The sequence below is a fragment of the Streptomyces sp. NPDC002463 genome (assembly GCF_042889835.1).
Lineage (GTDB): Bacteria > Actinomycetota > Actinomycetes > Streptomycetales > Streptomycetaceae > Streptomyces > Streptomyces nymphaeiformis.
Genome location: NZ_JBIARL010000013.1, coordinates 231,309 through 255,921, shown reverse-complemented (window position 1 = coordinate 255,921; position 24,613 = coordinate 231,309). Strand labels below are relative to the sequence as shown.

The window sequence follows — 24,613 nt, the reverse complement described above, 5'->3', positions numbered from 1 at the left end:
ACAGCATCCTGCCGGGCGGGGGCGCGGGACGCGACCGGATGGAGGGCGGCTCGGGCCGGGCCGGGACCGGGCCGGGGTCAGCGGCGGTCGGGGCCCTGGGCGATGAGCCGTTCCAGGAGTTCCTGGAAGTCGTCGCCGACGACGATCCGCAGGTCGCCCCGCTCCTCGTCGTGCTCGCTGAGCTGGGTGAGCGTGCCGTCCCGCCACCAGAAGACGTACGGGCTGATGGCGCCCGGCACGTCCTCGTACCCGGCGGCGGCGAAGGAGGCCATCGCGCCGAGGGCCGGGATGATCGAGGTGTCCCGGATGGGGTGGAAGGCGAGCTGGTGCCGGAAGGGCAGGGCGACGAGGGCACCGTGCTCGCCGAGCGGGAGGCCGGTGACGCGCCGGACGACGCCGTCGAGGTCGAGGACGCGGCTCGCGGTGTAGAAGGAGTCGCCGAGGATGATCTCGAAGCACATGCCGTCGGCGTCGCGGACGGTCTCGTGCTCCTCGACGGGCAGTCCCCGCAGGTTGCGCAGGGCCCGGTCGCGCAGCTGCGCGTGGTCCCCGAGCCGTTCGAGGGCCTCGTCGGTGAGCATCATGACGCTCTCGGGCAGGTCGAGGGCGAGGACCTCGTAGAGGCCGGGGGCGACGGTCCTGGCGTAGCCGAAGGCGCCGGCGTCGATGCCGTCGCCGCTGACGACCCGGGGATAGAGCTGGGCGCGGATCTGCTCGGGCGGCAGGGTGTCGAGCGCGGAGGGTCCGTCCATGGCGCGGACGACGAGGCCGACGTGGCGCTGGATCATGCCGGGCCAGACGCGGGGGCCGCGCGGGTCCTGGTGGCAGACGGCGGCGAGGTTGCCGAGGCCGAAGCGGCGGCCCTTGTCGTCGACGACGTGGCCGGCGTAGACGGTGACCTCCAGGCCGAGTTCGGCGAAGGTCTCGCGGACGCGGCCGCGGAAGACCGCGGCCTCGCGCTGGGAGAAGTACGCGAACTCGGGGTCCCTCGGTGCGTCGTCGCCGTCCCGCCTGGGTCCTCGTCGCAGCCACCCCACGCCCGTCCGCCTTCCGTCGCCGTTGGGCACAGGGTAGCGACTGCGGGTGTCAGCGCTTGAGCCGTCCGGTGAACTCGGCCACCGGTCCCGTGGCTTCGGGGTGCGCGCCGGCCGGGACGAGGAGTTCGGTGCGGTGCACGAGCCGGGGCGCGACCAGGGGGACGGCCGTGGCGCCCTGCGCGGCGGACAGCGGCAGCAGGGCCAGACCGTGCCCGGCGGCGGCCAGGACGGCGAGGGTGCGGGTGTCGGTGCCGTCGTAGCGCAGGCCGGGGCGGAAGCCGCGACCGGCGGGCCCGCCGTGCACGGCCCGGAGCCGGTCGAGGGGGATGCCGGCGGCGGGGGCGTCCAGCCAGCGGGCGTCGACGAGGTCGTCGAGGCGGAGCCCGGGACGTCCGGCGAGGGGGTGGTGGTCGGGCAGGACGACGGCGAGCGGTTCCTCGGCGACGGGCGTCGCGGACAGCGGGGCGACGTCGGGGAGCCGCAGCGGGTCGCTGGGGGCGGCGATGCCGTCGACGAGCCCGGCGTCGGCCTCGCCGGTGGCGACGGCGACGGGCACCCGCTCGCGGGGCAGGGCGTGCAGGGTGACGCCGGTGGCGGGCAGGGCGGCGACGATACGGGCGGTCAGGGCGAGCGGGGAGGCGGCGACGCCCAGGGTCGTGCGGGACGCGGCGGTGAACCGTTCGAGGTCGGCGCGGGCCGCGTCGAGGCGGAGCAGCAGCGCCCCGGCGTGTTCGAGGAGCCGCTCCCCCGCCGGGGTGGGGGCGACCGGCCGCCGGGTGAGCAGGGGGAGCCCGAGGTCGGACTCCAGGGCGGCGATGTGCTGGGAGACGGCGGACTGGGTGTAGCCGAGGTCGCGCGCGGCCTCGGAGAAGGAGGCGAGGCGGGCGACGGTGACGTACGTGCGGAGGAGGTGCGGGTCCACGGATCAGGACCCGAAGGGAGTCTTCAACAGGTCCTTGGCGTAGTACGCGAGGGAGCGGTTGTAGCGGGGCAGCAGGGGCGCGAGGGCACCGAGGGCGAGGGAGGCGGCCTCGCGGTCGCGGCCGGTGTCGGCGAGGGCGAGGGCGAGGAAGGCGTCGACGGCGCCGGAGAGGGCCTGCTCGTCGGCGTCGAGCCGGTCGGCGGGGATCTCCCGTTCGGCGGTGAGGAGTTCGACGCTGCGGTCGGGACGGCCGAGGTTGCGCAGGCTGCTGGCGAGCTGGATGACGGCGCGGCGGCGGCGCAGCCCGGTGAGGCCGAGGCCGAGGGCCCGCTGGTAGTGGACGACGGCCTCCTCGGGCATGCCGGTGGAGTCGTGGGCGGCGCCCTGCTCGAAGACGGCGGCCGCGTCGTCGGAGCGCTCGGCGGCGAGGGCGGCGACCTGCGCGCGGAAGTCGGCGGGCTCCAGGTCGTCGAGGCGCGCCCAGAGGGCGGCGACGCGGGTCTCCCAGTCGTGATCGTTCGTCATGCGGCCACCCTAACGGGAGCGACATAAGCATCCGTGATGGCGAGTCCATGAATCATCGTTGGACGTGAACGAGGGGCGCGGCCGAGCATGAGGGACATGAACACGAACACGCACACCCCCCGTATCGCCCTGGTCGGCGACCGCTCCCCGCACGTCCGCTCGCACGTCCGCGTCCCGGTCCTCCTGGACGCCCTCGCCGAGCGGGACGGGCTCGCGCTCGACGCGTACTGGATCCCGACGGGCGACGCGGAGGCCCCGGGCGCGGTGAAGGGCTTCGACGCGGTGTGGGTGCTGCCGGGCAGCCCGTACGCGAGCGAGGCGGGGGCGCTCGCGGCGATCCGTACGGCCCGCGAGGACGGCATCCCCTTCCTCGGCACCTGCGCCGGCTTCCAGCACGCCCTGATCGAGTACGCGCGGGACGTCTGCGGCCTGGAGCGGGCGGCGCACGCCGAGAACGACCCGGAGGCCGACCCGGGCGACCTGCTGATCGCACCGCTCGCCTGCTCGCTGGTGGGCCACGAGGGCGTCGTACGCGTCACCCCGGGCACGCTCGCCGAGAAGGCGCTCGGCGCGGAGCGGACGACGGAGCGCTACCACTGCAACTACGGCGCCGACAGCCGCCACCTGGACACCCTGCGGGCCCACGGCCTGCGCTTCTCGGGCGCGGACGAGGAGGGCGGCATCCGCATCGCCGAACTCCCCTCGCACCCCTTCTTCCTGGCGACCCTCTTCCAGCCGGAACTGGCGGGCGACGGGACCCGCCCGCACCCGATCGTCCGGGCGCTGGCGGTGGCGGCGACGGAACACGCGTCGCGCGTGGCGGCGCAGCAGGCCGCGTAGGCCCGGTCTTCCGGATCAGACCGCGTCGGGCCCGGTCGGGACATGCGGATCGGGCCGGATCAGTCCATCGGTACGACGAGGTGGGCGCGGTCGCGGCCGCGGGCGACCAGGCGGGCGTTGGGTTCGTCGGAGTCCCGGACCCAGCGCTCGGCGTGCGCCCGGTCCTTGCCGAAGCGGACGTGCCGCCCGACGAGCCGGGGGACGCGGCGGCGGGCGTCCAGGTCGAGGTACCAGGCCTCGTCGAGGAGGGGCAGGACCCCGGCCCAGGCGCCCTCGTCGTGCAGCAGGTAGTTCCCCTCGGTGACGACGAGGGGAACCTCGGGCGCGACGGGTATCGCCCCGGCGACGGGCTCCTCCAGGGAGCGGTCGAACGCCGGGGCGTAGACGGTGACGCCGGGGACGGGGGCGCGCAGCCGGGTGAGGAGCGCGGTGTACCCGGCGGCGTCGAAGGTGTCCGGCGCGCCCTTCCTGCCGGCCCGTCCGAGCCGCTCCAGCTCGGCCTGCGCCAGGTGGAACCCGTCCATCGGGACGAGGACGGCGAGCCCGTCGAGCCGGGCGACGAGCCGCTCGGCGAGCGTCGACTTCCCGGCCCCGGGCGCCCCGGCGATCCCGAGGATCCGCCGCCGCCCGGGCGAGGCGAGTCCTCGCGCTCGGGCGGCGAGCCGGTCGAACTCCTGCACGTCCATGCGGGGCATTCTCGCACCGCCGCCGCGACCCCGGCCCCTCTCAGCCGACGGGAACCGGCTGTGCCAGGTGGGGCGTCGAGCGGTGCAGGCCCCGGCGGTCGTAGAACCAGGTGAAGGCGAGGCCGAGGACGAGCGACACGGCGAAGCCGATGCCGACCATGGTCCAGGCGCGGCCGAGTCCTGCGTCGACCTGTGCGTCGAAGTAGAGGATGGACCGGACGCCGTCGACGACCTGCCGGAACGGTTCGAATTCGGCCAGGAAGCGGTAGAAGTCCGGGAGCGCCTGGATCGGGATGGTGGCGCCGGCCGACGGGATGGCGAGGCCGATCAGGACCAGCATCGAGACGATGGGGCCGGGGGTGCCGAAGACGGCGAGCAGGGCGAGCGCGGTGATGCCCATGGCGGCCGTGGCGCAGGTGCCGAAGAACCACAGCATCGGCCGGTGGGAGGCGTCGATGCCGACGACGTCGACGGCCGCGATCATGGCGAGCGCGGAGGTCAGCATCGACAGCACGACCATGAGCACCGAGCAGACCAGGAAGTGGTGCACCCGGGTGGCGTGCTGGACGGGCCTGAGGGCACGGAACGGGCCCTTGTCGCTGGCGACGTAGCCGAGGTCGGTGTCCACCTGCATGTGGATGACGTTGGCGCCGAGCATGCCGCCGAGGACGAGGATCAGCGCGTAGAAGAAGGCGCTGAGGCCGAGGCCGCTGTGCTGTCCGAGGGGGTGGCCCTCCTGGACGGAGATGTGGACCGGGTCGGCGATCATCAGCTGCGCGGCGGCGCCCGGCGCGGCGGCCTGAGCGGAGGCGGCGTGCCCGGGGGCGGGGTGCGCCTTGGCGGCCTGCGCCGCCTGGTGCGCGGCGGCCTGGCTCAGCTGCTTGCCCACCTCCGCGGAGGTGGTCGCGACGACCTTGCGGTTGATCTCCGTGGCCATGGCGGACCCGAAGCTTCCCGCGGCGGGGTTGGTGAGGACCGTCATGGTCGGCGGGTGCGGTGTGCGCTGCGCGGGCCCGGCGAGGGCGGCCACGGATGCGGAGAAGTCGTCGGGGATGACGAGGGCGCCGAACACCTTGCCGCGGGCCAGGAGGTCGTCGGCGGTGCGGCGGTCGACCTGCTTCCAGTCGACCTTCTCCTTGAGGTCGGCCGACCCGGTGATCTTCGCGGTGATCTGTGCGCCCAGGTCGATCTCCTTCCCGGCGACCCGGGTGCCCTCGTCCGTGTCGACCAGGGCGATGGGCAGGTCCTTCGTGTAGCCGGCCGGGTCGTTGTTGGCGCCCAGGTAGAGCAGCGACAGGACGAACGACAGCAGGCCGAGGATCACCGCCGAGGGCAGCCACACGCCGCGCCGGCGCAGCAGCCCGCGGGCGCTCACGCGCAGCGGGTGGGTGGGTTCGGGCATAACAGGGGGCTCCCGCTTCGATGGGGCGTCGTCGCTGCTCAGCGATGACACTAGAAACCTTCACTCTCTAGCTAGAGAGTGGCACTATCCAGAGAAGCTGTCCATTCGTGGGCCTGGGAGACTGATCACACCCGAAGAGCGTCGAGCGAGAGTGCGCATGAAGATCTCTGACCTGAGCCGTCTGTCCGGAACGCCGGTCGGAACGATCAAGTACTACCTGCGGGAAGGCCTGCTGCCGCCCGGCCGCCCGCTCGGGGCGACGCTGACCCTGTACGGCGACGAGCACGTCCAGCGCCTGCGCCTGATCCGCGCCCTGACCGCCCGCGGCGGCCTGTCCATCGCCGCCACCCGTGACGTCCTCACGGCGATCGACGAGCCGCTCGACCCGCTCGCGACGCTCGGCGTCGTGCACTACGCGCTGCCGACGCCCGTCGACGCCGCCGAGACGGACGCGGTGGACGAGCAGGCCCCCCGGGTCGACGAGCTCGTACGCGCCATGGGCTGGGACGTCTCCCCCGACTCCCCGCACCGCCGCGCCCTCGCCGCGAGCCTCATGGACCTCAGCCGCCTCGGCGTCGAGTACGGCACCGGGGACCTCCTGCCGTACGCCGAACTGGCGGCGGCCGCCGCGAAGCTCGACGTCGACCGGGTCGAGGAGCTCGACGACTCCGAGGACCGGCTCAAGCTCGCCGAGCACGCCGCCGTCGTCGTCCTCCTCCTGGAACCGGTCCTGGCCCTGCTGCGTCGTATGGCCCAGGAGAGCGAGACCCGCCGCAGGGCGGCGTGGGCGCGCACGCCCGAGAACCCGTAGGGGACGACCGCTTCCACCACCCCTCCCCCGACCCTCTCCCCACCCTCGTTCCTACCCTCCCTTCCACAAGGGTCATCCCCCGCCACGACGCGGGTCGACGCGGGTGGGTTCCTCCCCCTCCGCGTATTACGTTGAGGAAATGCCGTCCATCGCACTCGTCACCCTCGTCGTCCGTGATTACGACGAGGCCATCGCCTTCTACACCGACGCCGTCGGCTTCGAGCTGGTCGAGGACACCGACCGCGGCGACGGAAGCCGCTGGGTCGTCGTCCGACCGCGCGGCGCGGCCGGTGTCGGCGGCCTCGGCAACGCCGGGCTGCTCCTTGCACGCGCGAAGAACGAGGAGCAGGAGGCCTCCGTCGGCAACCAGACGGGCGGCCGCGTCGGCTTCTTCCTCCACACCGAGGACTTCGCCGGCGACCACGAGCGCATGACGGCCGCCGGGGTGAAGTTCCTGGAGGAGCCGCGCCACGAGCCGTACGGCTCGGTCGCCGTCTTCGAGGACCTCTACGGCAACCGCTGGGACCTTCTGCAGCCCGCCGAATAATTCGGTGTCGCCCGCGCGGCGGCGCTCCCTACACTCGCGGCACGGCACACCGACCGGTGCGCCGTGCCGCGAGAGTGTCCACCGAGGAGAGCCGACCGTGCGTACGCGCCGCTTCGACGTGATCCTCGCCTCTCGCTCCGGCCGATGGCGGCTGCGCGCCCGCCATCGCCGACCCGTGACGTACTGATCCGCCGGCGATCCGTCCGGGAATCGCGCTGCCCGTTCTCCACGCAGCAGCGAAAGGCACGACCCCATGCGTATCCGCAACCTCGGCATCCTCGCCCACGTCGACGCCGGCAAGACCACCGTCACCGAGCGGTTCCTCTTCCTGACCGGTGCCACCCACAAGCGCGGCGAGGTCCACGACGGCACGACCGTCACGGACTTCGACCCGCAGGAGCGGGACCGGGGCATCACCATCTTCGCCGCGGCCGTCAGCTGCGACTGGGCGGACCACCGGATCAACCTGATCGACACGCCCGGTCACGTCGACTTCTCCGACGAGGTCGAACGCTCGCTGCGCGTCCTCGACGGCGCCGTCGCCGTCTTCGACGCCGTCGCGGGCGTCGAGCCGCAGAGCGAGTCGGTGTGGCGCCAGGCCGACCGGCACGGCGTCCCGCGCCTCGCGTTCGTCAACAAGCTGGACCGCGCGGGCGCGGAGCTCGACAACGCCGTCGAGTCGATCCGTACGCGCCTGGGCACCGTCCCGCTCCCCGTCCAGCTCCCCATCGGGCGCGAGGACGGCTTCACGGGAGTCGTGGACCTGGTCGGGATGCGGGCGTACGTGTGGGCCGACGGCGCCGACACCTTCGCCGACCTGCCGGTCCCCGACGAGCTCGCGGACGAGGCGCGGCGGCGCAGGCGAGTCCTGGAGGAGACGGTGGCGGAACTGCACCCGGGAGCCCTGGAGGAGTTCTGCGCGGACGGGGCGCTCTCCGCCGGGACCCTCACGGGCGCCCTGCGCGACCTCACCCTCTCCGGCGAGGCCGTCGTCGTGCTGTGCGGCTCGGCGTACCGCAACCGGGGCATCGAGCCGCTGCTCGACGCCGTCGTCGCGTACCTCCCGGCCCCCTCGGACATGCCGCCGGTGCGCGGCGAGGTCCCGGCGGACCCGGAGGCGCCGTTCACCGCGCTCGCGTTCAAGGTGAACGCGACCGCCACCGGCCGTATGACCTACCTCCGCGTCTACGCGGGCACGATCGGGAAGGGGGACACCGTGCTCGACACCGCCGCCGGGCGCACGGAGCGGATCTCCCGCATCCTGCGCGTCCAGGCCGACCGGGCGACCGAGGTGGACCAGGCGCGCGCCGGCGACATCGTCGCCGTCGTCGGGCCGAAGTCCGCCCGCGCCGGTGCGACGCTGTGCGCGCCGGACGCACCGGTCGTCCTCGAACCGCCGACGACCGCCGACCCGGTGGTCTCGGTCGCCGTCGAGGCGCGCCGCAGCACGGACACGGGCCGGCTCGCGACGGCCCTCGCCCGGATGACGGAGGAGGACCCGTCGCTCGTGGTGCGGTCCGACCCGGAGACGGGCCAGACCGTCCTGTCGGGTCTCGGCGAACTGCACCTGGAGGTCGCGGTGGAGAAGCTGCGGCGCGACCGGGGCCTCGAGGTCACGGTCGGCCGTCCGCAGGTCGCGTACCGGGAGACGGTGACGAAGGGCGTCACGGGTCTGCTCCACCGCCACGTCAAACAGGACGGCGGGGCGGGCCAGTTCGCCCACGTCGTCATCGACGTCGAACCGGCCGGCGACGAGGAGGAGTTCGCGTTCCGCTCGACGGTCACGGGCGGCCGCGTCCCGCAGGAGTACGTCCGCGCGGTCGAGGCCGGCTGCCGGGACGCCCTCGTCGAGGGCCCCCTCGGCGGCCACCCGGTGACGGGTGTCCGGGTCACGCTCACGGACGGCGCCACGCATCCGAAGGACTCCTCGGAGATGGCGTTCCGCGCGGCAGGCAGGTTCGCCCTGCGCGAGGCGCTCCGCGCGAGCGTGATGACGCTCCTGGAGCCGGTGGCCGAGGTGACGGTCACCGTCCCCGCCGAGTCGGTCGGTTCGGTCCTCGGCGACCTCGCGGCCCGCCGGGGCCGGGTCACGGACCAGACGACCCGCTCCGGCACGGCGGTGGTCTCGGCGACGGTCCCGCTGGCCGAACTGTTCGGCTACGCGTCCCGCCTCCGCGGCCGCACCCAGGGCCGGGGCACCTTCACCACCCGTCCTGCGGGGTACGCCCCGGCGCCGTAGCACCACCGGAAGGACACGGTGGGCCCGCAGGCCGGTGCGGGCCCACCGCCGGGTGTCACGGCAGGGTGCCGTCGCCGCCGAGGTTGGCGACGATGCGGCGGAGGGCGTCGATCGTCGCGGCGTACTCGGCGTCGTCGATGCCGACCCGCATGCGGGCGTGGACCTCGGCATTGCGGCCGCGGGCCCGAAGACGGCCGGCTTCGCCCGACTCCGTGAGGGTCAGACGGCCGGCGGCCTCGGTCAGCCAGCCGCGGGCCGTCAGGTCGTCGTAGACGGCGTCGAAGTCGGTGCGCTGGTCGTCGTAGGGGGAGAGCTTCGCGGTGAGGGCGGGGCGGGTCCATTCGCCCGGGGCGCCGGCGACGTGGTTGAGGGTCCACCAGTGCGGCTGGGTGAGGTCCTCCTCGGCGAGGGCGGCGCGGAGGCCGCCGATCACGCGGTCCGCTGCAGCGCGGCTCCAGTAACCGATGGGCTGGGCGGCGAGCTGCTCCTGGGAGTAAGGATCGGTGGTGGTCATGACGCGAACGTAGGACCTCAAGCAGACTTGAGGTCAAGGCACGTCGCGAACGGCCCGCCGAGCGGCGAGGTCCAGCTCGGCCCGTACGGTCTTCCCGACCGGTACGCGGTCGAGCACCGCCCACCGCGTGGCCAGCGCCTCGACGAGGAGCAGGCCACGGCCGCCCTCGTCGAGGGGCCCCGGGGCGACGGGCGCGGGGCGGCGCTCCCCCCGGGTGTCGGAGACGTCGATCCGAAGCCGCAGCTCCGGGGTGTACGAGAGCGTCAGCTCGAAGTCGCGCCCGGGCACCCGGCCGTGCGTCACGGCGTTGGCGGCGAGCTCGGCGACGAGCAGCCCGACGGCGTCGGAGGTCTCGGAGCCGTACGGAAGCCGCCAACGGTCCAGCTGATGGAGGGCCAGCCGGCGGGCGAGGCGGGCGCCGCGCGGGGTCGAGCTGAAGCGCTGGGTGAACACACGTACGGTGACGGCGGGTTCGCGGGTCACGGGGGAGGTCATGGGGCCAATGTGACGTCGCCCGGGGCGAGTTACCAGCTCAGAAACTCGTACGCTGCACAGCGTACGGGTTCACTCCCTGGACTGTACCGGTGACTATCGGTGAACCTTGATGCGTTCAGCGCGAGCACATCGGTACGGGAGGTGGCGGGGTGACGGACGAGGTCCCGAAGGGCAGCGAACCGGAGACGTCGGAGAGCCTGAGGGCTTTCGGGGAAGTGGTCAAGGTCTTCCGCAGGCGAGCGGGCCTGACACAGGAACAGTTCGCCCCGCTGGTGGGGTACTCGGTGCCGATGATCGCCTCGATCGAACAGGGAAGGCGACTGCCGTCGAAGGAGTTCGTGGACCGCGCGGAGGAGGTGCTGGAGGCGTTCGGCGTCATCAAGGCGGCGGCGAAGCACCTGACGCGGAGGGCGGGGCTTGCGAAGTGGTTCGCGGCGTGGGCGGAGCTGGAGCCGCTGGCGGTGACGCTGTACACATACGAGAACCGACTCGTGCCGGGCCTGTTCCAGACCCCGGCGTACGCCCGGACACTCTTCGAGGAGCAGATCCCGGCGATGAGCGACGACAAGATCGCCTCGAACCTGGTGGCCCGCATGGAGCGGGCGAGCATCCTCACGGAACGCCCGGAGACGATCTTCAGCTTCATCATCGAGGAGCACGTACTACGCCGCCGGATGGGCGGCCCGGACGTCATGCGCGAGCAGATCGACCACATCCTCGATCTCTGCGAGCGGCGCAACATCGACATCCAGGTGATGTCGCAATCGCGCGGGTACCACGCGGGTCTCGGCGGCCCCTTGTGCCTCCTGGAGACCGAGGAGAACACCTGGTACGCGTACTGCGAGGGCCAGGAGACCGGCCAGCTCATCTCCGAGCCCAAAGTGGTCAGCATCCTCCAACAGCGATATGCCAGGATGCGGACACAGGCTCTGTCCGTAGAAGCATCCGCGAGCCTGCTGCGGGAGATCCGAGGAGCACTATGAGCACGACTGAACTGGCCTGGTTCAAGAGCAGCTACAGCAGCGGAAGCGGCGACAACTGCGTCGAGGTGGCCACCGACCCCACCACCGTCCACGTCCGCGACTCCAAGAACCCCACCGGCCCCCGGCTGACCCTCTCCCCCGGCACCTGGACGGAGTTCCTCGACCAGCTCGGCTGAGGAAGCATCACCTCCATGTCCGTGGTTCGTAACGAGCAGTCCTGCACCGGAATACGGCAGCCGAGCCGGTGCAGAATCTGCTCGTCGAGCCATGCGAATGACACGGGGGATCACCATGCGCGCTGCCCGCAGGAGCTGGAAGACGTACGCCCTGGGAGCCGCGGCCGTCGCCGCGCTCCTCTCGTCCACGGCGTGCGGGCCGGACGGCGGTACCGAGGACGGGGCCGCGAGCCAGGCCCCTTCCGGTACGCCGACCGCGAGCGCGACCACCCGGCCCGCCGACCCCAGCCCGAGCCCGTCCACCGAAGCACCGCAGCCCAGCGCGACCACCTCCACGAGCCCGTCCGCGAGCCCGTCCGCCACGGGATCGGGCAAGGCCCCGGCCTGCGGCGACAAGGACGTCTCGATCGGCACGTCGTACTGGGCGCACGACTCGGGCCAGCACCTCCTGATCACGGCCACCAACGTCACGGACAAGCCGTGCACCCTCTACAACTACCCGTTCATCACCTTCGGTCAGGACGCCGACAGCCCGCTCACCCCGATGGAGTCCCCGGCGAAGGCGATCGCCACGATCGGGCCGAAGGGGAAGGCGTACGCGGGTGTGAAGCTGTTCCTGGGGGGCGAGAAGACGGACGCCTACAAGTCGTTCGGCATCGCGTACGCGGACCCGAGCAGCACCGAGGACGGGTCACCGATCGACGTCGCGTTCTCCGACGAGGTCCAGTTCGTCAACGTGGGCCGGAACCCCTCGGTCACGTTCTGGAACCTGGACCGCAGCGAGGTCGAGAGGTTCGTCTTCAAGGCCCGGTGACGTCGAGACCCGTGTGTCAGGATGCGGGGACCGGCCGCTCACCGCACACGTGCGGCCGGCACCGTACGACACGAGGAGCGACCTCCATGAGCACCCCCGCCGGCTACCTCTCCGGACTGTTCTCGCTGGAAGGGCGCAACGCCCTGGTCACCGGCGGCAGTTCCGGCATCGGCAAGGCCATCGCCGGGGCACTGGCCCGGGCGGGGGCGCGTGTGGTGATCCTGGCGCGCAAGGAGGCCGAGCTCGTCGCGACCGTCGACGAGCTGACGGCCGACGGCTGCCGGGCGGCCTGGGTGACCGCGGACCTGAGCACGCGGGAGGGCATCAAGGCGGGGGCGGAGGCCGCCGCGGCCGTGTTCGGGGAGCCGGACATCCTGGTGAACTCGGCCGGCATCAACCTGCGTCCGCCGTTCGGCGAGTTGGGCGACGAGGTGTGGGACACGACGATGACAGTGAACCTGGAGGCGCCGTTCCTGCTCGGCCGGCGCTTCGGGCCCGGGATGGCCGAGCGGGGCTTCGGCCGGATCATCCACATCACCTCGCAGCAGGCGCACCGCGCGTTCGTGCAGAGCGGGGCGTACGGGGTGTCCAAGGGCGCCCTGGAGTCGCTGGCCCGCTCACAGGCCGAGGCCTGGTCCCCGTACGGCGTCACCGCGAACACCCTGGTTCCCGGCTTCGTGATGACCCCGCTCAACCGGCGCCTCTCCTCCGACCCGGAGAAGGTCGCCGCCCTGGCGGCCCGCACGATGGTCGGCCGCAACGGCCTGGCCGAGGACTTCGCGGGCGCGGCCGTCTTCCTGGCGAGCACCTCCTCGGCGTACGTGACGGGCCAGTCCCTCTTCGTGGACGGCGGGTTCTCCGTCCACTAGCGACGACTCCGGCCGCGGGTCAGAGCTCTTCGGCCGCCTCTCGGTAGGCCTCGGCGGCGCGGGTGAAGTAGTCGAAGAGGACGGACAGCTGCTCGGGCGTGTAGCCGCCGAGGATCTCGCCGATCCGGCGGCGGGCCGGGTCGAGGGCCCCGTCGAGACCGGCGGGCCGGTCGAGGGGCTCGACGATGACCTTGCGCCGGTCGTGGGGGTCGGCGGCGCGGCGGACGTAGCCGGCCTTCTCCAGGCGGTCGACGAGCCGTGTGGTGGGCCCGGTGGTCAGACCGGTGCGCTCGCCGAGCTCGCCGGGGGTCATGGGCCCGGCCAGGTCGAGGATGTTGAGCGCGTACAGGTCGGTGGCGCCGAGCCCGACGGCGCGCGCGCCGGCGTGGCCGTGCAGCAGGACGGCGCTCAGATAACGGCGGTAGATCGCGCTCGCGTCGGACGGCATCTCGGACGTTGACATCGGGGCTCCCCACTCCCTAATCTCTTCCTAAGAGAAGAGAAATTACGAAGGAAGAGACTTCCTCTAAGAAGTTACTTCCTTGCGGAAGATACCACGGAAGGGAGCACCACCATGCACACCCACGCCCGCACCACCGCCCCCGGCACCGAGACCGACACCGCCGCGATCCACGCGCTCCTCCGCTCCAGCGCCGAAGCATGGGGCCGCGGCGACGGCGCCGCCTACGGGGCTCTCTTCACCGAGGACGCCACCGACGTCACCTTCGTCGGCACCGTCTACCGCGGCGCCACGGAGATCGGCAGCGCCCACCAGGCGCTCTTCGACAGCTTCCTCAAGGGCACGAAGCTCGTCGTCGACATCGTCGACCTGCGCTTCCCCGCGCCCGGCACCGCCATCGCCGTCACCCGGGGCGAGGTCCACAAGGGCGCGCGCCGCCCCCGCCGCCTCGGCAAGCTCGCCACGTACACCCTGGTCCGCACGGACGGCGGCGACTGGCGCATCGCCGCCGTCCAGAAGACCAGGCACCGCCCCCTGACGGAGGCGTTCTCCTTCCGCGCCCAGCCGAAGACCCGCCCGCAGGCCTAGGGGCGTTCGGTCACTCCGTGGGCTCCAGCCGCAGCGAGATCGAGTTGATGCAGTACCGCTGGTCCGTCGGGGTCGGGTAGCCCTCGCCCTCGAAGACGTGGCCCAGGTGGGAGCCGCAGCGGGCGCAGCGGACCTCGGTGCGGATCATGCCGTGCGAGGTGTCCGCGACGAGCTCGACGGCCTCGCTTTCCTTCGGGTCGTAGAAGGACGGCCAGCCGCAGTGCGACTCGAACTTCTCGTTCGACGTGAAGAGCTCCGCCCCGCAGGCGCGGCAGGAGTAGACGCCCTTCGTCTTCGTGTCGGTGTACTCACCGCGGAACGCGGGTTCCGTGCCGGCCAGCCGGAGCACCTGGTACTCCGACGGGGTCAGCTGCGCCTGCCACTCCTCGTCCGGCTTCTCGACCTCGTACGCCATCGTTCGTCCACTCCCTCAGTTCGACAGGCGGGCGAGGATCTGCGGACCCAGGTCCGTGACGTCGCCCGCGCCCATCGTGAGAACGAGGTCGCCGGGGGCGGCCATTCCCGCGATCACGTCCGGGACGGTGGTCTTGTCCTGGACGGGCGTGACGTCGGCACCGGCGGCGCGGGCAGCCGTGATGATCAGCTCGCTGGTGACGCCGGGGATCGGGTCCTCGCGGGCCGGGTAGATGTCGAGGACGACGGAGGCGTCGGCGAGGGCCAGCGCGTCGCCCATCTCCTTGCCCAGCTCCTGGGTGCGGGAGAAGAGGTGCGGCTGGAAGACGACGAGGAGGCGGGAGGCCCCTGCGGCGCCGCGCATGGCCTCCAGGTCGGCGGTCATCTCGGTGGGGTGGTGCGCGTACGAGTCGATGACCTGCACGCCCTTGGCCTCGCCCTTGAGCTGGAGGCGGCGGCCGACGCCGGTGTAGGCGGTGAGGGCCTGGGCGAGCTCGGCCGGGTCGATGCCGACGCGGGCGCCGGCGGCGAGGGCCGCGGCGGCGTTGTGCGCGTAGTGGCGGCCGGGGACGGAGACGGTGAAGGCGTGCTCGACGCCGTCGAGGAGGACCGTCACCTCGCTCTTCATGCCGTTCGGGACGATCTTCAGGATGCGGGCGTCGGAGTCCTCGGACTCGCCGACGGTGATCACGGAGAGGCCCTCGCGGTCCGCGACGCGGCGGGCCAGCTCGCGGGCGCCCGCGTGCTCGCCGACGACCAGGGTGCCGCCGGGGCGGATCTTCGCGGTGAAGGCCTCGAAGGACTCGTAGATCTCGTCCATGGAGGCGTAGTTCGCGTGGTGGTCCAGCTCGACGTTGAGGACGATCGCGACCTCGGGGTCGTACTTCTGGAAGCTGCGGTCGCTCTCGTCGGCCTCGGCGACGAAGACCTCGCCGGCGCCGTGCCGGGCGTTCGTGCCGGGACCGTGCAGGTCGCCGCCGATCGCGTACGAGGGGTCGAGGCCGAGCTCGGTGAGGGCGACGGCCAGCATGGAGGTGGTGGTCGTCTTGCCGTGCGTACCGGCGACGGCGATCGCGCGCAGGCCGTCCATGAGGGAGGCGAGCGCGTCGGAGCGGTGGACGACGGGGATGCCGAGCTCGGCGGCGCGGGCCAGCTCGGGGTTGTCGGCGCGGATGGCGCTGGAGACGACGACGGCGGAGGCGTCGTCGGCGAGGTGCTCGGCGGCGTGGCCGATGTGCACGGTGGCGCCGAGGGCGCGCAGCGACTCGGCGGTCGCGGAGTCCTTGGCGTCGCTGCCGGCGACCTTGGCGCCGCGCTGGGCGAGGATCTTCGCGATGCCCGACATTCCGGCACCGCCGATGCCGATGAAGTGCGGCCGTTCCATGGCGGCGGGAATGGCGGGTGCCATGCGGATCTCTCCCCGGGGTGTCTCGTGACTGCCTGCCGCGCGCGCAGCGGGTAAGCATCTGGAAGCCCCCAGCCTAGTGGCTCGCCAGGCGCGTGCCCGGCGGGGCGCGGCGGAGCGGGCCCGGGTCCGCGCCCCCTGCACGGGGCGCGGACCCGGCCTTCCCGCTACTCGCTGTGGGCGAAGAGCTTCAGGACGGGGACGCCGACCTTGTGGCGGGCCCGGGAGGCCCAGTCACGGTGGAAGAACTCCTCCACGTAGTGCGGGGCGGTGAGGACGATCACCTCGTCCGCCTCCGACTCGTCGACCACCGCCTTCATCTTGTCGAGCGGGTGGTCCTCGACGACCTGGCCGACCGCCTCGCAGCCGGCGTTCCTCAGGGCCTGGAGCGAGACCTCCAGGGCCTTCTCGGCCAGCGGCCGGGCCTCCTTGCCCTCCGGTTCGTCGCCCTCGTGGGCGGCATCCTTCAGTTCGCCCATGGCGACGTCGTCGATGGCACGCAGCAGTACATCGGCCTGGTCACCACGCGGCTGCATGAGAACGATGAAGGACATGCCCTCGTCGCCGTGCAGGGTGGTGACGAATTCCACGTCGACGGACGTGAGGGGCTTCTCGATCATCAGAACGCTTGTGAACACCTCAGGAGCCCTTCTGCGGAAACCATCCTTCCCCGTGCCCGCACGGGGTCTGCGACAGTAAGTGTGCCCAGCGGACGCTAAGCGGAACGGCAAATTCCGACGATTGTCAGATCCGACGGTATCGGGTGAAGAGGAAGCCGTCCTGCTCCAGCACGGAAGCCATCCGGAAGCGTGTCGGGACGGCCACCGCGGGGCCTCCGGCGATGCGCTGGGCGTCCCCCGCCGTCATCGTCGGGGAGATCGTCAAACACAGCTCGTCGAGGACGCCCGCCCCCACGAACTGGCCGAGCAGCCGGGGCCCGCCCTCGGTCAGCTGGCGGCGCAGCCCGCGCTCCGCGAGCACCTCGACCGCGCGGGCCGGGTCCACCCCGGCCCCGTCGCCCGCGATCAGCACCTCGGCGCCCGCCTCCCGGGCGGCCGCGACCCGCTCGGCGGGCGCGGCGGCCCCCGTGAGGACCAGGGTCGGCAGCAGCGGCTCGGTGAAGAGCGGCAGCGAGAAGTCGAGGTTCAGGGAGGCGCTGACCACGGCGATCACGGGCGCCGGGCCCTGGCCGGCGGCGGCGCGGCGGTCCGCGAAGGCCTCCCGCGCGCGGGCCGGGCGGTAGCCCTCCAGGCGTACCGTCTCCGCACCCACCACGACCACGTCGGCGAGCCCGCGCAGGATGCCGAAGATCCGCATGTCGGTCTCGGAGGAGAGCGGCTGGGAGCGCCCCTCGTGCTGACCGGCGCCGTCGAGCGAGGAGACCATGTTGGCCCGCAGCCACGGACCGTCTCCTTCCGGATACGCGTAGGCGTCGGCGAGGCCGTCGAGCGACCACTCCCGGTCGGAGGCGGCGCTGAAGGCTGTCATGTCCGTCACAGGGAAGAGCTGGCGCATGATCGAAGTCTGACACGGCGCTTACAGTGGGGAACTGTGTCGACCCGTGCCCTCACCGAAGCGGCTTCCCAGGAAGCGGCCCCGCTCTCGCTCTGCTCCCGAGAGCCCCACGTCCCCGCCGACCGCCTCGTCGCGGAGATGGTGCCGCCGCCGCGCTTCGACTCCGTCCGCTTCGACACGTACCTCCCCGACCCGAACCAGCCGAGCCAGACGGACGCCGTCAAGACGCTGAGCACCTTCGCCGAGGGCCTCGGCGGGGCGCACGCCACCGGCGCCGGGAAGCGCCGCTGGTTCGCGAAGAAGCCCGCCGCCCCCAGCGGCCCGCGCGGGGTCTACCTGGACGGCGGGTACGGCGTCGGCAAGACCCACCTGCTCGCCTCGCTGTGGCACGCGACCCCCGCGGAGCCCGCGCTGAAGGCGTTCGGCACGTTCGTCGAGCTGACCAACCTGGTCGGTGCGCTCGGCTTCCAGCAGACGGTGCAGACGCTGAGCGGACACCGTCTCCTCTGCATCGACGAGTTCGAGCTCGACGACCCGGGCGACACCGTCCTCGTCTCCAGCCTCCTCGGCAAGCTCGTCGAGTCGGGCGTCGCCCTCGCCGCCACCTCGAACACGCTGCCGGGCAAGCTCGGCGAGGGCCGCTTCGCCGCCGCCGACTTCCTCCGCGAGATCCAGGGCCTCTCCGCCCACTTCCGGCCGCTGCGGATCGACGGCGAGGACTACCGCCACCGCGGTCTGCCCGAGGCCCCGTCCCCGTACTCCGACCAGGTCGTCACCCAGACCGCGTACGCGACGCCGGGCGCCTCCCTCGACGACTTCCCGCACCTGCTCGAACACCTGGCCAGGGTTCACCCGAGCCGGTACGGCGCCCTCACCGACGACCTCAGCGCCGTCTGCCTCACCGACGTCCAGCCGGTCCCGGACCAGTCCACGGCGCTGCGGCTCGTCGTCCTCGCCGACCGGCTCTACGACCGCGAGATACCCGTGCTCGCCTCCGGTCTCCCCTTCGACAAGCTCTTCAGCGACGAGATGCTGAACGGCGGCTACCGCAAGAAGTACTTCCGGGCGATCTCCCGGCTCACCGCGCTCGCCCGCGACGCGAAGGGGCTCGTGGCGCAGTAGCTTGGGGGCCGTACCCGATCGAAAGGGATTCACATGGCCACCGTGCGTCACGCCCACACCATCTGGCAGGGCGACCTCCTCAAGGGCTCCGGCGTCGTCACTCTCGACTCCTCCGGTCTCGGCTCGTACGACGTCTCCTGGCCGGCCCGGTCGGAGGAGCCCAACGGGAAGACGAGCCCCGAGGAGCTCATCGCCGCGGCGCACTCCTCCTGCTTCTCCATGGCCTTCTCGAACGGCCTGGCGAAGGCGGGCCACGCGCCCGAGCGCCTGGAGACGAAGGCCGACGTCACCTTCCAGCCGGGCGAGGGCATCACCGGCATCCACCTGACCGTGCGCGGCACGGTCTCGGGCCTGGACGCGGACGAGTTCCAGGCGCTGGCCGAGGACGCCAAGAAGAACTGCCCGGTCAGCCAGGCGCTCACGGGCACGACGATCACGCTGACCGCCGAACTGGCCTGACATCAGGTCGGAACGGGCGCCACACGAGGCAGTTGTGGCCCGCATAGTTCACGCGCCACGAGAGTGCGTGATACACACATGCGGGTCACACGTCACATCACACACCTGTCCTCCCCCTGGGCCCTGCGGCCTGGGGAGACCCCCGAACAGGAAAAGTGGGTTGCCTCATGTCCGCAACGCGACGTCAGATCCTCTCCCGCACCGGCGCGTCCGTCGCCGGTATCGCCTTCACGGGCGCTCTCTCCGAACTCTTCGCCGGCAGCGCGAGCGCCGCGCCCCGCACGGCCGGCTACGGCCCCCTCGTACCCGACCCGGACGGCCTCCTCGACCTCCCGGCCGGCTTCCGCTACCGGGTCCTCTCCCGGCAGGGCGACCCGCTCCGCTCCGGCGAGGGCCTCGTCCCCGGCAACCACGACGGCATGGGCGCCTTCGCCGGCCGCCGCGGCCGGGTGCACCTCGTCCGCAACCACGAGAACCGGGTCACCGGCAAGATCGCCGTCCCCACCGTCCCCGGGCTCACGTACGACCCGGCCGGCAAGGGCGGCTGTACGGTCCTGGAACTCGACGGCCGGAACAACGTCCTCGGCGAACGGGTCGCCATCGCCGGCACGGCCGTCAACTGCGCGGGCGGCCCGACCCCCTGGAACACCTGGCTGACCTGCGAGGAGACCGAGGACCGGGCCGGCACCAACGGCTACACCAAGGACCACGGCTTCATCTTCGAGGTCGACGGCGCCGACCCCCGCCGCACGGGAGCCGTCCCGCTCGCCGCGATGGGCCGCTTCCAGCACGAGGCGATCGCCGTCGACCCTTCGAACGGCATCGTCTACGAGACGGAGGACGCCTTCGAACGCCCCTTCGGCCTCTTCTACCGCTTCCTTCCGGAGAAGCCGCTGGGCGGCACGGGCTCGCTGCGCGCGGGCGGCACCCTGGAGGCCATGCGGGTACCGGGCGTACCCGACCTGTCCGTGGTCCAGGAGACCGGCACCCGCTTCGAGGGCGTCGAATGGGTCCCCGTACCGGACCCCCTGGCCACGGCGACCCCGATCCGGCACCAGGACTTCGGCCCCCGGGGCATCACCCACGCCCAGAAGCTGGAGGGCTGCTACTGGGGCGGGCGGGCCGTCTACTTCGTGTCCTCCTTCGCCCGGGCGAAGGACGGCTCGGCGGCCACGCACTTCGGCCAGGTGTGGAAGTACGAGCCGCACAGGCGCAGGCTGACCCTGGTGGTGGTCTTCGGCCCGGACACCGACGTCCGGCTCCCCGGCGAGTCCCCCGACAACATCTGCCTCGCACCGACCGGAGGCCTGATGGTCTGCGAGGACGGCGACGGGGCGCAGCACGTCTTCGGGCTGAGCGCGGACGGCGAGGTGTACGCGGTCGCGCGGGGAGCACAGAACATCGGCACCCCCGAGGCCCCGGAGTGGGGCGAGTTCGCGGGCGTCACCTTCTCCCCGGACGGCTCGACGATGTACGTCAACTGCTACACGCCCGGCACGACGTTCGCGGTGACGGGGCCGTGGTGCTGAGCTAGCGGGCGCGCGGGATCCGTCGCAGGATCGATCGGGAGAGGTCGAGCGGGACGACGGAAGGGACGACGGATGGCGAAGAACAACGGGAAGAAACGGAACGCTCCGGAACCCGTCCTGCGCGACGTCCTGCGCATCCCCGAGGGCGAGCGGATCGACCTCGCCGGGTACGACGCGAGGGCGACCCCGGCCGGCCCCGCCGACAAGGCGGCGGGGCTCGCCGCCACCGCCGCTCTGGGGCCGCGCCTCGCCTCGCTCCAGGAGCGCCTGTACGCGGCGAGCACCGCCGGCGACCGCCGGCGGCTGCTCCTCGTGCTCCAGGGCATGGACACCAGTGGCAAGGGCGGCACGGTCAAGCACGTCATCGGCCTCTTCAACCCGTCCGGCTGCCGCATCCACGCCTTCAAGGCGCCGACGCAGGAGGAGCGGAACCATCCCTTCCTGTGGCGGATCATGCGGGCGCTCCCCCAACCGGGCGAGATCGGCATCTTCGACCGCTCGCACTACGAGGACGTCCTCATCGCCCGGGTCCGGGAACTGGTCCCCCGGCGTCTGCTCGGCCGCCGCTACGGCCAGATCAACCGCTTCGAGAAGACGCTCGCCGACGACGGGGTGACCGTGGTCAAGGTCTTCCTCCACCTCTCGTACGAGGAACAGCGCGCCCGCCTCCTCGAACGCCTGGACAACCCCGACAAGCACTGGAAGTTCAACCCGGGCGACGTCGAGGAGCGGTCCCTGTGGCCGGCGTACCAGCAGGCCTACGAACTGGCCCTCGAACGCTGCTCGACGGACGAGGCACCGTGGTACCTGGTCCCGGCGGACCGCAAGTGGTACCGCAACTGGGCGATCAGCAAGCTGCTCCTCGAACACCTGGAGGCGCTGGATCCGAAGTACCCGCCGGGGGACTTCGACGTGGAGGAGTGCCGGGCGCGGCTGCTCGCCTCGTAGGCCGATCCGGCGGGTGAACGTCGAGCCGTCATCCGATCATCACTTTGATCGGTTAACTTCCGATCGTGAACACTTCTGTACGAAGAATGGCGGCGCTCGGTCTGCTGGGTGCCGCCCTCGCCGGCTGCGGCACCGGCGCGGCCGACGCACCCGCGCCCAAGCCGAAGGCGAAGGCGGCCGTCGTCGCGAGTCCCTCGCCCAAGGCGAGCGCGGCCGCACCCGGCCCCAAGCCCGCGCGCGTCCCCGCCGCCCCGCCCACCATGGCGCCCGGCCCGGGCGGCCTCACCCCCGTCTACACGCACCGCGCGAAGAGCGCCGAGAAGGTCGTCGCGCTCACCTTCGACGCCGACATGACGGCCGATCAGGGACCCCGGGCCGCGCGCGGCGAGCACTTCGACAACCCCGAGCTCATCGCGACCCTGCGCCGGCTCAAGGTGGACGCGACCGTGTTCATGACCGGCCGCTGGGCGGAGGAGTACCCCGCCCAGGCCAAGTCCATCGGCGGCGACCCGCGCTTCGAGATCGCCAACCACTCCTACAGCCACTACGCCTTCGCGACCCCCTGCTACGGCCTGCCGACCGTCGCCGGACCCGACCAGGCGTCCGACGTGCAGCGCGCCTTCGACGCCTTCCGGGACGCCGGGGCCGTCAACGTCGTCCCGTACTTCCGCTTCCCCGGCGGCTGCTACGACGACGCCGCCCTGCGCGCCCTCGCGCCCGCCGGGGTCACCGCCGTCCAGTGGGACGTCGTCAGCGGCGACGCCTTCGCCAAGGACCCCGACGCCGTCGCCGACCAGGTCCTCGACGGCGTGAAGCCCGGCTCGCTCGTCGTCATGCACTGCACCCGCAGCGCCGCCCCCGTGACCGAGCAGGCGATCCGCCGGATCGTCCCCGAGCTCCGGGCCCGCGGCTACCGCTTCGTGAAGGTCTCGGAGCTCATGCGCCGCTGACCCGGCGCGCGCCTCACTCCAGGCGTGCCGTGGCCCTGCACGCGAGCGCCGCCGTCGCCGCCGCGAGGAGCAGCGCTTCGCCGCAGGCGAGCCACGGCGGGTCGGCCGTCGCCGTGCGGGCCCCGGTGACCAGGGCGGTCATGGCGTACTTCGCCGGGGAACCCGTCGTCACGAGCGTGAGGAGGGAGCCCAGGACGAGCGCGGTGAGCGACCAGCCGGGGGCCTTCAGGAACGGGCGGGAGCTCAGCGCGCCGACGACCGCTCCCGTCAACGCGCAGGCCGACGCCGCGAGCAGCCCGGCAGACGCGGCGGCGAGCCCGCCGACCCCGCGCCGGTCGCCGATCGCCGTCACCGCGAGGACCGCGACCGTACCGACGAGGACCGGCCACGCGGTCCCGGTGACCAGCGCCGCGAGATGCGCACGGCCCCGGCCGGCGGCCGCCGCGACCACGCTCCGGGCGGCGGGCGGCTCCTGCGTGAGGCAGATCCGCACCGACCAGGCGGCCACCGGGAGCAGCGCGGCCGCGCTGAACCCGAGCGCGCCGAGCACCGGTTCGCCCGCCTGGACGCCGACGCCGATGAAGGCCGCGTACAGCAGCAGCGGCGCCAGCCAGCGCTGGGAGCGGAGCAGCAGACCCGACTGGTAGCGCAGCAGCGCCGTCATACCCGTACGCCTTCGGTGCCGAGATGGTGGATGTGCCAGGACGCGGCGAGCAGCGCGCCGAGAAGGGCGTCGGAGTACGCCGCGTCCACGGTGAGGACGGTGGTGCCGCCGTCGCCGACCACGACCGCCGGACCGCCGGGCAGCCGCCCGGGGAGCGACGATCCCCCGGAGACGACGATACGGACGCGGGCCCCGGGGACGCCGGGAGCGGCCCCCGGCAGGCGTACGTCGGGCCCGGGCCCGGTCCTGCCCCCGGAAAGACCGCCCGCCCCCGTCCCGGGCCCGGACCGAGCCCCCCGAAGCCCCACGCCCGTCGCCACGGACTCGGGCCCTGTCGACGCAAGCACCGGCCTCATCTCCCGTACCCCGCCTGCCTCCACCCCGTACACCACCGCCGACTCCCCCTCCAGGCGGCGCGGGTCGTGGTCGACGAAGACGACCGTCGCGCCCGTCGCGAGGCGCTCGCGGACGGCGGTGTCCAGTTCGGCGCGGGCGCCGGCGTCGAGGCCCGTCCAGGCCTCGTCGAGGACGAGGAGGGCCGGGTCGGCGAGGAGGGCCTGGGCGACGGCGACCTTCTGGCCGGTGCCCTTGGAGAGTTCCGCGAGCCCGGTCCCGGCGTGCTCGGCGGCCCCGAAACGCTCCAGCCACTCCCCCGCGCGGGCCCGGGCCGCCGCCCGGCCGAGGCCCTGGACGCGTCCGAGGTGGACCAGGTAGTCGAGGGCCGTGAAGGGGAGGGCGACCGGGAAGCGCTCGGGGACGTACGCCGTGCGGGCGGGCCGGCCGGTGACGCGGCCCTCGGTGGGCGCGTCGATGCCGGCGAGGAGCCGGAGGAGCGTGGACTTGCCGGTGCCGTTGGTGCCGACGACCCGGACGAGGGCGGCGGACGGGAGGTCGAGCGAGACCCCCCGCAACACCCACGGCCCGCGCAGGCCGTGCCGCCGCCCGACGTGCTCCAGCCTCAATGCGAGAACCTCAGTTCGCGGTCTTCTGCGGGGTGAGCTCGCTCGGCCGGACCACGACGAAGCCCTGGCCCTCCAGCTTGAGCTGCACCGCCTCGCCCGAGCCGCCGCGGATCATCGAGCCGAGGGACTGCGAGCGGTGCAGGGAGGTGTGGAGCTGCTCGCTCCAGCCGACGACGGCGTCGGTGTCGACGTACACCGGGGCCTGCGGGGTGACGGGGATGACGATCGGGTTGCCCTCGCACATCAGGGCGATCTTGCCGTAGCCGGAGAAGACGGAGTTGAAGAGGCCGCCGCCGGTCATGCCTGCGCCCTTCACGGTCCTGATGTCGTAGTGGAGGGTGGAGTCGAAGCAGAGCACGTTGCGGCCGTTGACGGTGAAGGCCTCGCCCTGCTCGATCTCGACGATGAAGCAGTTCTGCGCCTCGTGCGCGAACCAGGCCTCGCCCTGGCCGCGTACGGCCATCAGCGCCAGGCCCTCGCCGGTCACGGCACGCTTGAGGAGGCCGCCGATGCCCTGGCCCTTGCGCTCGAACTGGAGGTCGCCGCGGAAAGCGACCATCGAACCCTGGCGGGCGTGCATCTCCCCGTTCACGGTGTACTTGACCGACTTGGCGTTCTGGAGGGTCATCCCCGGAAACGTCGCCGCCTCGGCGAGGTGCTCGCCTGCAAAAAGATCACTCTTCATGAGGGGCATCCTGTCCCGGAAGCGATGATTCCCACAAGAATCAGGCCTCGCC

29 protein-coding genes are annotated in these 24,613 nt (G+C 72.6%); 14 read left to right on the top strand and 15 right to left on the bottom strand.

Annotated elements, in window-relative coordinates:
- Positions 1–77: 77 nt before the first annotated feature.
- The 3 genes from ACFYX3_RS26360 to ACFYX3_RS26350 are packed head-to-tail and all read right to left on the bottom strand — an operon-like array spanning position 78 to position 2,484.
- Entirely contained in the window at positions 78–1,037 is a 960-nt protein-coding gene (locus ACFYX3_RS26360; protein WP_376591040.1) for a hypothetical protein, read from the bottom strand.
- 49 nt (positions 1,038–1,086) lie between these two features.
- Positions 1,087–1,959, bottom strand: coding sequence for a LysR family transcriptional regulator (locus tag ACFYX3_RS26355; RefSeq protein WP_389017989.1), 873 nt, complete (start codon positions 1,957–1,959; stop codon positions 1,087–1,089).
- 3 nt (positions 1,960–1,962) lie between these two features.
- Positions 1,963–2,484 carry a tetratricopeptide repeat protein gene (locus ACFYX3_RS26350; protein ID WP_389017986.1) on the bottom strand — a complete coding sequence of 174 codons (522 nt, stop codon included), beginning with the start codon at positions 2,482–2,484 and terminating at the stop codon, positions 1,963–1,965.
- A 96-nt stretch (positions 2,485–2,580) separates the two neighbouring features.
- Between ACFYX3_RS26350 and ACFYX3_RS26345 the strand changes: the two genes are divergently transcribed.
- Positions 2,581–3,324: a hypothetical protein gene (locus ACFYX3_RS26345; RefSeq protein ID WP_382659227.1), complete on the top strand. Its 744-nt coding sequence runs from the start codon at positions 2,581–2,583 to the stop codon at positions 3,322–3,324.
- Positions 3,325–3,383: 59 nt separating this feature from the next.
- Here the strand turns inward: ACFYX3_RS26345 and ACFYX3_RS26340 are convergent, their stop codons facing one another.
- Both ACFYX3_RS26340 and ACFYX3_RS26335 read right to left on the bottom strand, forming a co-directional pair.
- Positions 3,384–4,019, bottom strand: coding sequence for a nucleoside/nucleotide kinase family protein (locus ACFYX3_RS26340; RefSeq protein ID WP_389017982.1), 636 nt, complete (start codon positions 4,017–4,019; stop codon positions 3,384–3,386).
- A 31-nt stretch (positions 4,020–4,050) separates the two neighbouring features.
- Positions 4,051–5,412 (bottom strand): DUF3533 domain-containing protein, encoded by a 1,362-nt coding sequence (locus tag ACFYX3_RS26335; protein WP_389017979.1) that lies wholly within the window; start codon positions 5,410–5,412, stop codon positions 4,051–4,053.
- 157 nt (positions 5,413–5,569) lie between these two features.
- Between ACFYX3_RS26335 and ACFYX3_RS26330 the strand changes: the two genes are divergently transcribed.
- The 3 genes from ACFYX3_RS26330 (at position 5,570) to fusA (ending at position 9,009) form a co-directional block, all read left to right on the top strand.
- Positions 5,570–6,223, top strand: coding sequence for a MerR family transcriptional regulator (locus tag ACFYX3_RS26330; protein WP_376591028.1), 654 nt, complete (start codon positions 5,570–5,572; stop codon positions 6,221–6,223).
- Positions 6,224–6,362: 139 nt separating this feature from the next.
- Positions 6,363–6,770, top strand: coding sequence for a VOC family protein (locus ACFYX3_RS26325; RefSeq protein WP_116158275.1), 408 nt, complete (start codon positions 6,363–6,365; stop codon positions 6,768–6,770).
- A gap of 253 nt (positions 6,771–7,023) precedes the next feature.
- Positions 7,024–9,009 carry an elongation factor G gene (fusA, locus tag ACFYX3_RS26320; protein WP_389017975.1) on the top strand — a complete coding sequence of 662 codons (1,986 nt, stop codon included), beginning with the start codon at positions 7,024–7,026 and terminating at the stop codon, positions 9,007–9,009.
- A 55-nt stretch (positions 9,010–9,064) separates the two neighbouring features.
- Here fusA and ACFYX3_RS26315 read toward each other — a convergent pair whose 3' ends face one another.
- On the bottom strand, positions 9,065–9,523 hold the full coding sequence (locus ACFYX3_RS26315; RefSeq protein ID WP_389017972.1) for a MarR family winged helix-turn-helix transcriptional regulator: 459 nt from the start codon (positions 9,521–9,523) through the stop codon (positions 9,065–9,067).
- Positions 9,524–9,556: 33 nt separating this feature from the next.
- Entirely contained in the window at positions 9,557–10,018 is a 462-nt protein-coding gene (locus ACFYX3_RS26310) for an ATP-binding protein (protein ID WP_389017969.1), read from the bottom strand.
- Positions 10,019–10,167: 149 nt separating this feature from the next.
- On the opposite strand from ACFYX3_RS26310, the gene ACFYX3_RS26305 reads away from it, so the two are divergent.
- From ACFYX3_RS26305 to ACFYX3_RS26290, 4 genes are all read left to right on the top strand, one after another.
- The gene (locus ACFYX3_RS26305) at positions 10,168–11,001 is read left to right on the top strand and encodes a Scr1 family TA system antitoxin-like transcriptional regulator (protein WP_389017966.1); all 834 of its coding nucleotides are present in this window, start codon (positions 10,168–10,170) and stop codon (positions 10,999–11,001) included.
- Entirely contained in the window at positions 10,998–11,177 is a 180-nt protein-coding gene (locus ACFYX3_RS26300; RefSeq protein WP_389017963.1) for a DUF397 domain-containing protein, read from the top strand. The genes ACFYX3_RS26305 and ACFYX3_RS26300 overlap by 4 nt, the downstream gene beginning before the upstream one ends.
- A gap of 115 nt (positions 11,178–11,292) precedes the next feature.
- Positions 11,293–11,991: a DUF4232 domain-containing protein gene (locus tag ACFYX3_RS26295; protein ID WP_389017960.1), complete on the top strand. Its 699-nt coding sequence runs from the start codon at positions 11,293–11,295 to the stop codon at positions 11,989–11,991.
- Positions 11,992–12,077: 86 nt separating this feature from the next.
- A complete protein-coding gene (locus ACFYX3_RS26290) occupies positions 12,078–12,860 on the top strand; it encodes an SDR family NAD(P)-dependent oxidoreductase (protein WP_376591013.1) in 783 nt (260 codons plus the stop codon).
- A 19-nt stretch (positions 12,861–12,879) separates the two neighbouring features.
- Here ACFYX3_RS26290 and ACFYX3_RS26285 read toward each other — a convergent pair whose 3' ends face one another.
- Positions 12,880–13,323: a MarR family winged helix-turn-helix transcriptional regulator gene (locus tag ACFYX3_RS26285; RefSeq protein ID WP_389017956.1), complete on the bottom strand. Its 444-nt coding sequence runs from the start codon at positions 13,321–13,323 to the stop codon at positions 12,880–12,882.
- 111 nt (positions 13,324–13,434) lie between these two features.
- On the opposite strand from ACFYX3_RS26285, the gene ACFYX3_RS26280 reads away from it, so the two are divergent.
- On the top strand, positions 13,435–13,908 hold the full coding sequence (locus ACFYX3_RS26280) for an SgcJ/EcaC family oxidoreductase (protein WP_389017953.1): 474 nt from the start codon (positions 13,435–13,437) through the stop codon (positions 13,906–13,908).
- 10 nt (positions 13,909–13,918) lie between these two features.
- On the opposite strand, the gene msrB is transcribed toward ACFYX3_RS26280, so the two are convergent.
- From msrB to ACFYX3_RS26260, 4 genes are all read right to left on the bottom strand, one after another.
- On the bottom strand, positions 13,919–14,323 hold the full coding sequence (gene msrB / locus ACFYX3_RS26275) for a peptide-methionine (R)-S-oxide reductase MsrB (protein WP_376591006.1): 405 nt from the start codon (positions 14,321–14,323) through the stop codon (positions 13,919–13,921).
- A 15-nt stretch (positions 14,324–14,338) separates the two neighbouring features.
- The gene (gene murC, locus ACFYX3_RS26270) at positions 14,339–15,730 is read right to left on the bottom strand and encodes a UDP-N-acetylmuramate--L-alanine ligase (RefSeq protein WP_389017949.1); all 1,392 of its coding nucleotides are present in this window, start codon (positions 15,728–15,730) and stop codon (positions 14,339–14,341) included.
- 164 nt (positions 15,731–15,894) lie between these two features.
- Positions 15,895–16,365, bottom strand: coding sequence for an indole-3-glycerol phosphate synthase (locus ACFYX3_RS26265; RefSeq protein WP_382659250.1), 471 nt, complete (start codon positions 16,363–16,365; stop codon positions 15,895–15,897).
- A 106-nt stretch (positions 16,366–16,471) separates the two neighbouring features.
- A complete protein-coding gene (locus ACFYX3_RS26260; RefSeq protein WP_389017944.1) occupies positions 16,472–17,242 on the bottom strand; it encodes a pyrimidine reductase family protein in 771 nt (256 codons plus the stop codon).
- 36 nt (positions 17,243–17,278) lie between these two features.
- On the opposite strand from ACFYX3_RS26260, the gene zapE reads away from it, so the two are divergent.
- The 5 genes from zapE (at position 17,279) to ACFYX3_RS26235 (ending at position 22,250) form a co-directional block, all read left to right on the top strand.
- Entirely contained in the window at positions 17,279–18,364 is a 1,086-nt protein-coding gene (gene zapE / locus ACFYX3_RS26255; protein WP_116158291.1) for a cell division protein ZapE, read from the top strand.
- A gap of 33 nt (positions 18,365–18,397) precedes the next feature.
- Entirely contained in the window at positions 18,398–18,823 is a 426-nt protein-coding gene (locus ACFYX3_RS26250) for an OsmC family protein (protein ID WP_116158292.1), read from the top strand.
- A gap of 167 nt (positions 18,824–18,990) precedes the next feature.
- Positions 18,991–20,352 (top strand): alkaline phosphatase PhoX, encoded by a 1,362-nt coding sequence (locus ACFYX3_RS26245; protein ID WP_389017938.1) that lies wholly within the window; start codon positions 18,991–18,993, stop codon positions 20,350–20,352.
- Between the two features lie 72 nt (positions 20,353–20,424).
- Positions 20,425–21,300, top strand: a complete 876-nt coding sequence (locus tag ACFYX3_RS26240; protein ID WP_389017935.1) for a PPK2 family polyphosphate kinase — start codon at positions 20,425–20,427, stop codon at positions 21,298–21,300.
- An 86-nt stretch (positions 21,301–21,386) separates the two neighbouring features.
- Positions 21,387–22,250, top strand: coding sequence for a polysaccharide deacetylase family protein (locus ACFYX3_RS26235; protein ID WP_389018110.1), 864 nt, complete (start codon positions 21,387–21,389; stop codon positions 22,248–22,250).
- A gap of 13 nt (positions 22,251–22,263) precedes the next feature.
- On the opposite strand, the gene ACFYX3_RS26230 is transcribed toward ACFYX3_RS26235, so the two are convergent.
- From ACFYX3_RS26230 to ACFYX3_RS26220, 3 genes are read right to left on the bottom strand one after another with little or no spacing between them, the layout of a single operon-like run.
- Complete coding sequence (locus ACFYX3_RS26230; RefSeq protein WP_389017932.1) at positions 22,264–22,914, bottom strand: ABC transporter; 651 nt, start codon at positions 22,912–22,914, stop codon at positions 22,264–22,266.
- On the bottom strand, positions 22,911–23,876 hold the full coding sequence (locus tag ACFYX3_RS26225; RefSeq protein ID WP_389017930.1) for an ATP-binding cassette domain-containing protein: 966 nt from the start codon (positions 23,874–23,876) through the stop codon (positions 22,911–22,913). Before ACFYX3_RS26225 ends, ACFYX3_RS26230 begins: the two co-directional genes overlap by 4 nt.
- Before the next feature lie 10 nt (positions 23,877–23,886).
- On the bottom strand, positions 23,887–24,561 hold the full coding sequence (locus tag ACFYX3_RS26220) for an AIM24 family protein (RefSeq protein WP_376590988.1): 675 nt from the start codon (positions 24,559–24,561) through the stop codon (positions 23,887–23,889).
- Positions 24,562–24,613: the final 52 nt, after the last annotated feature.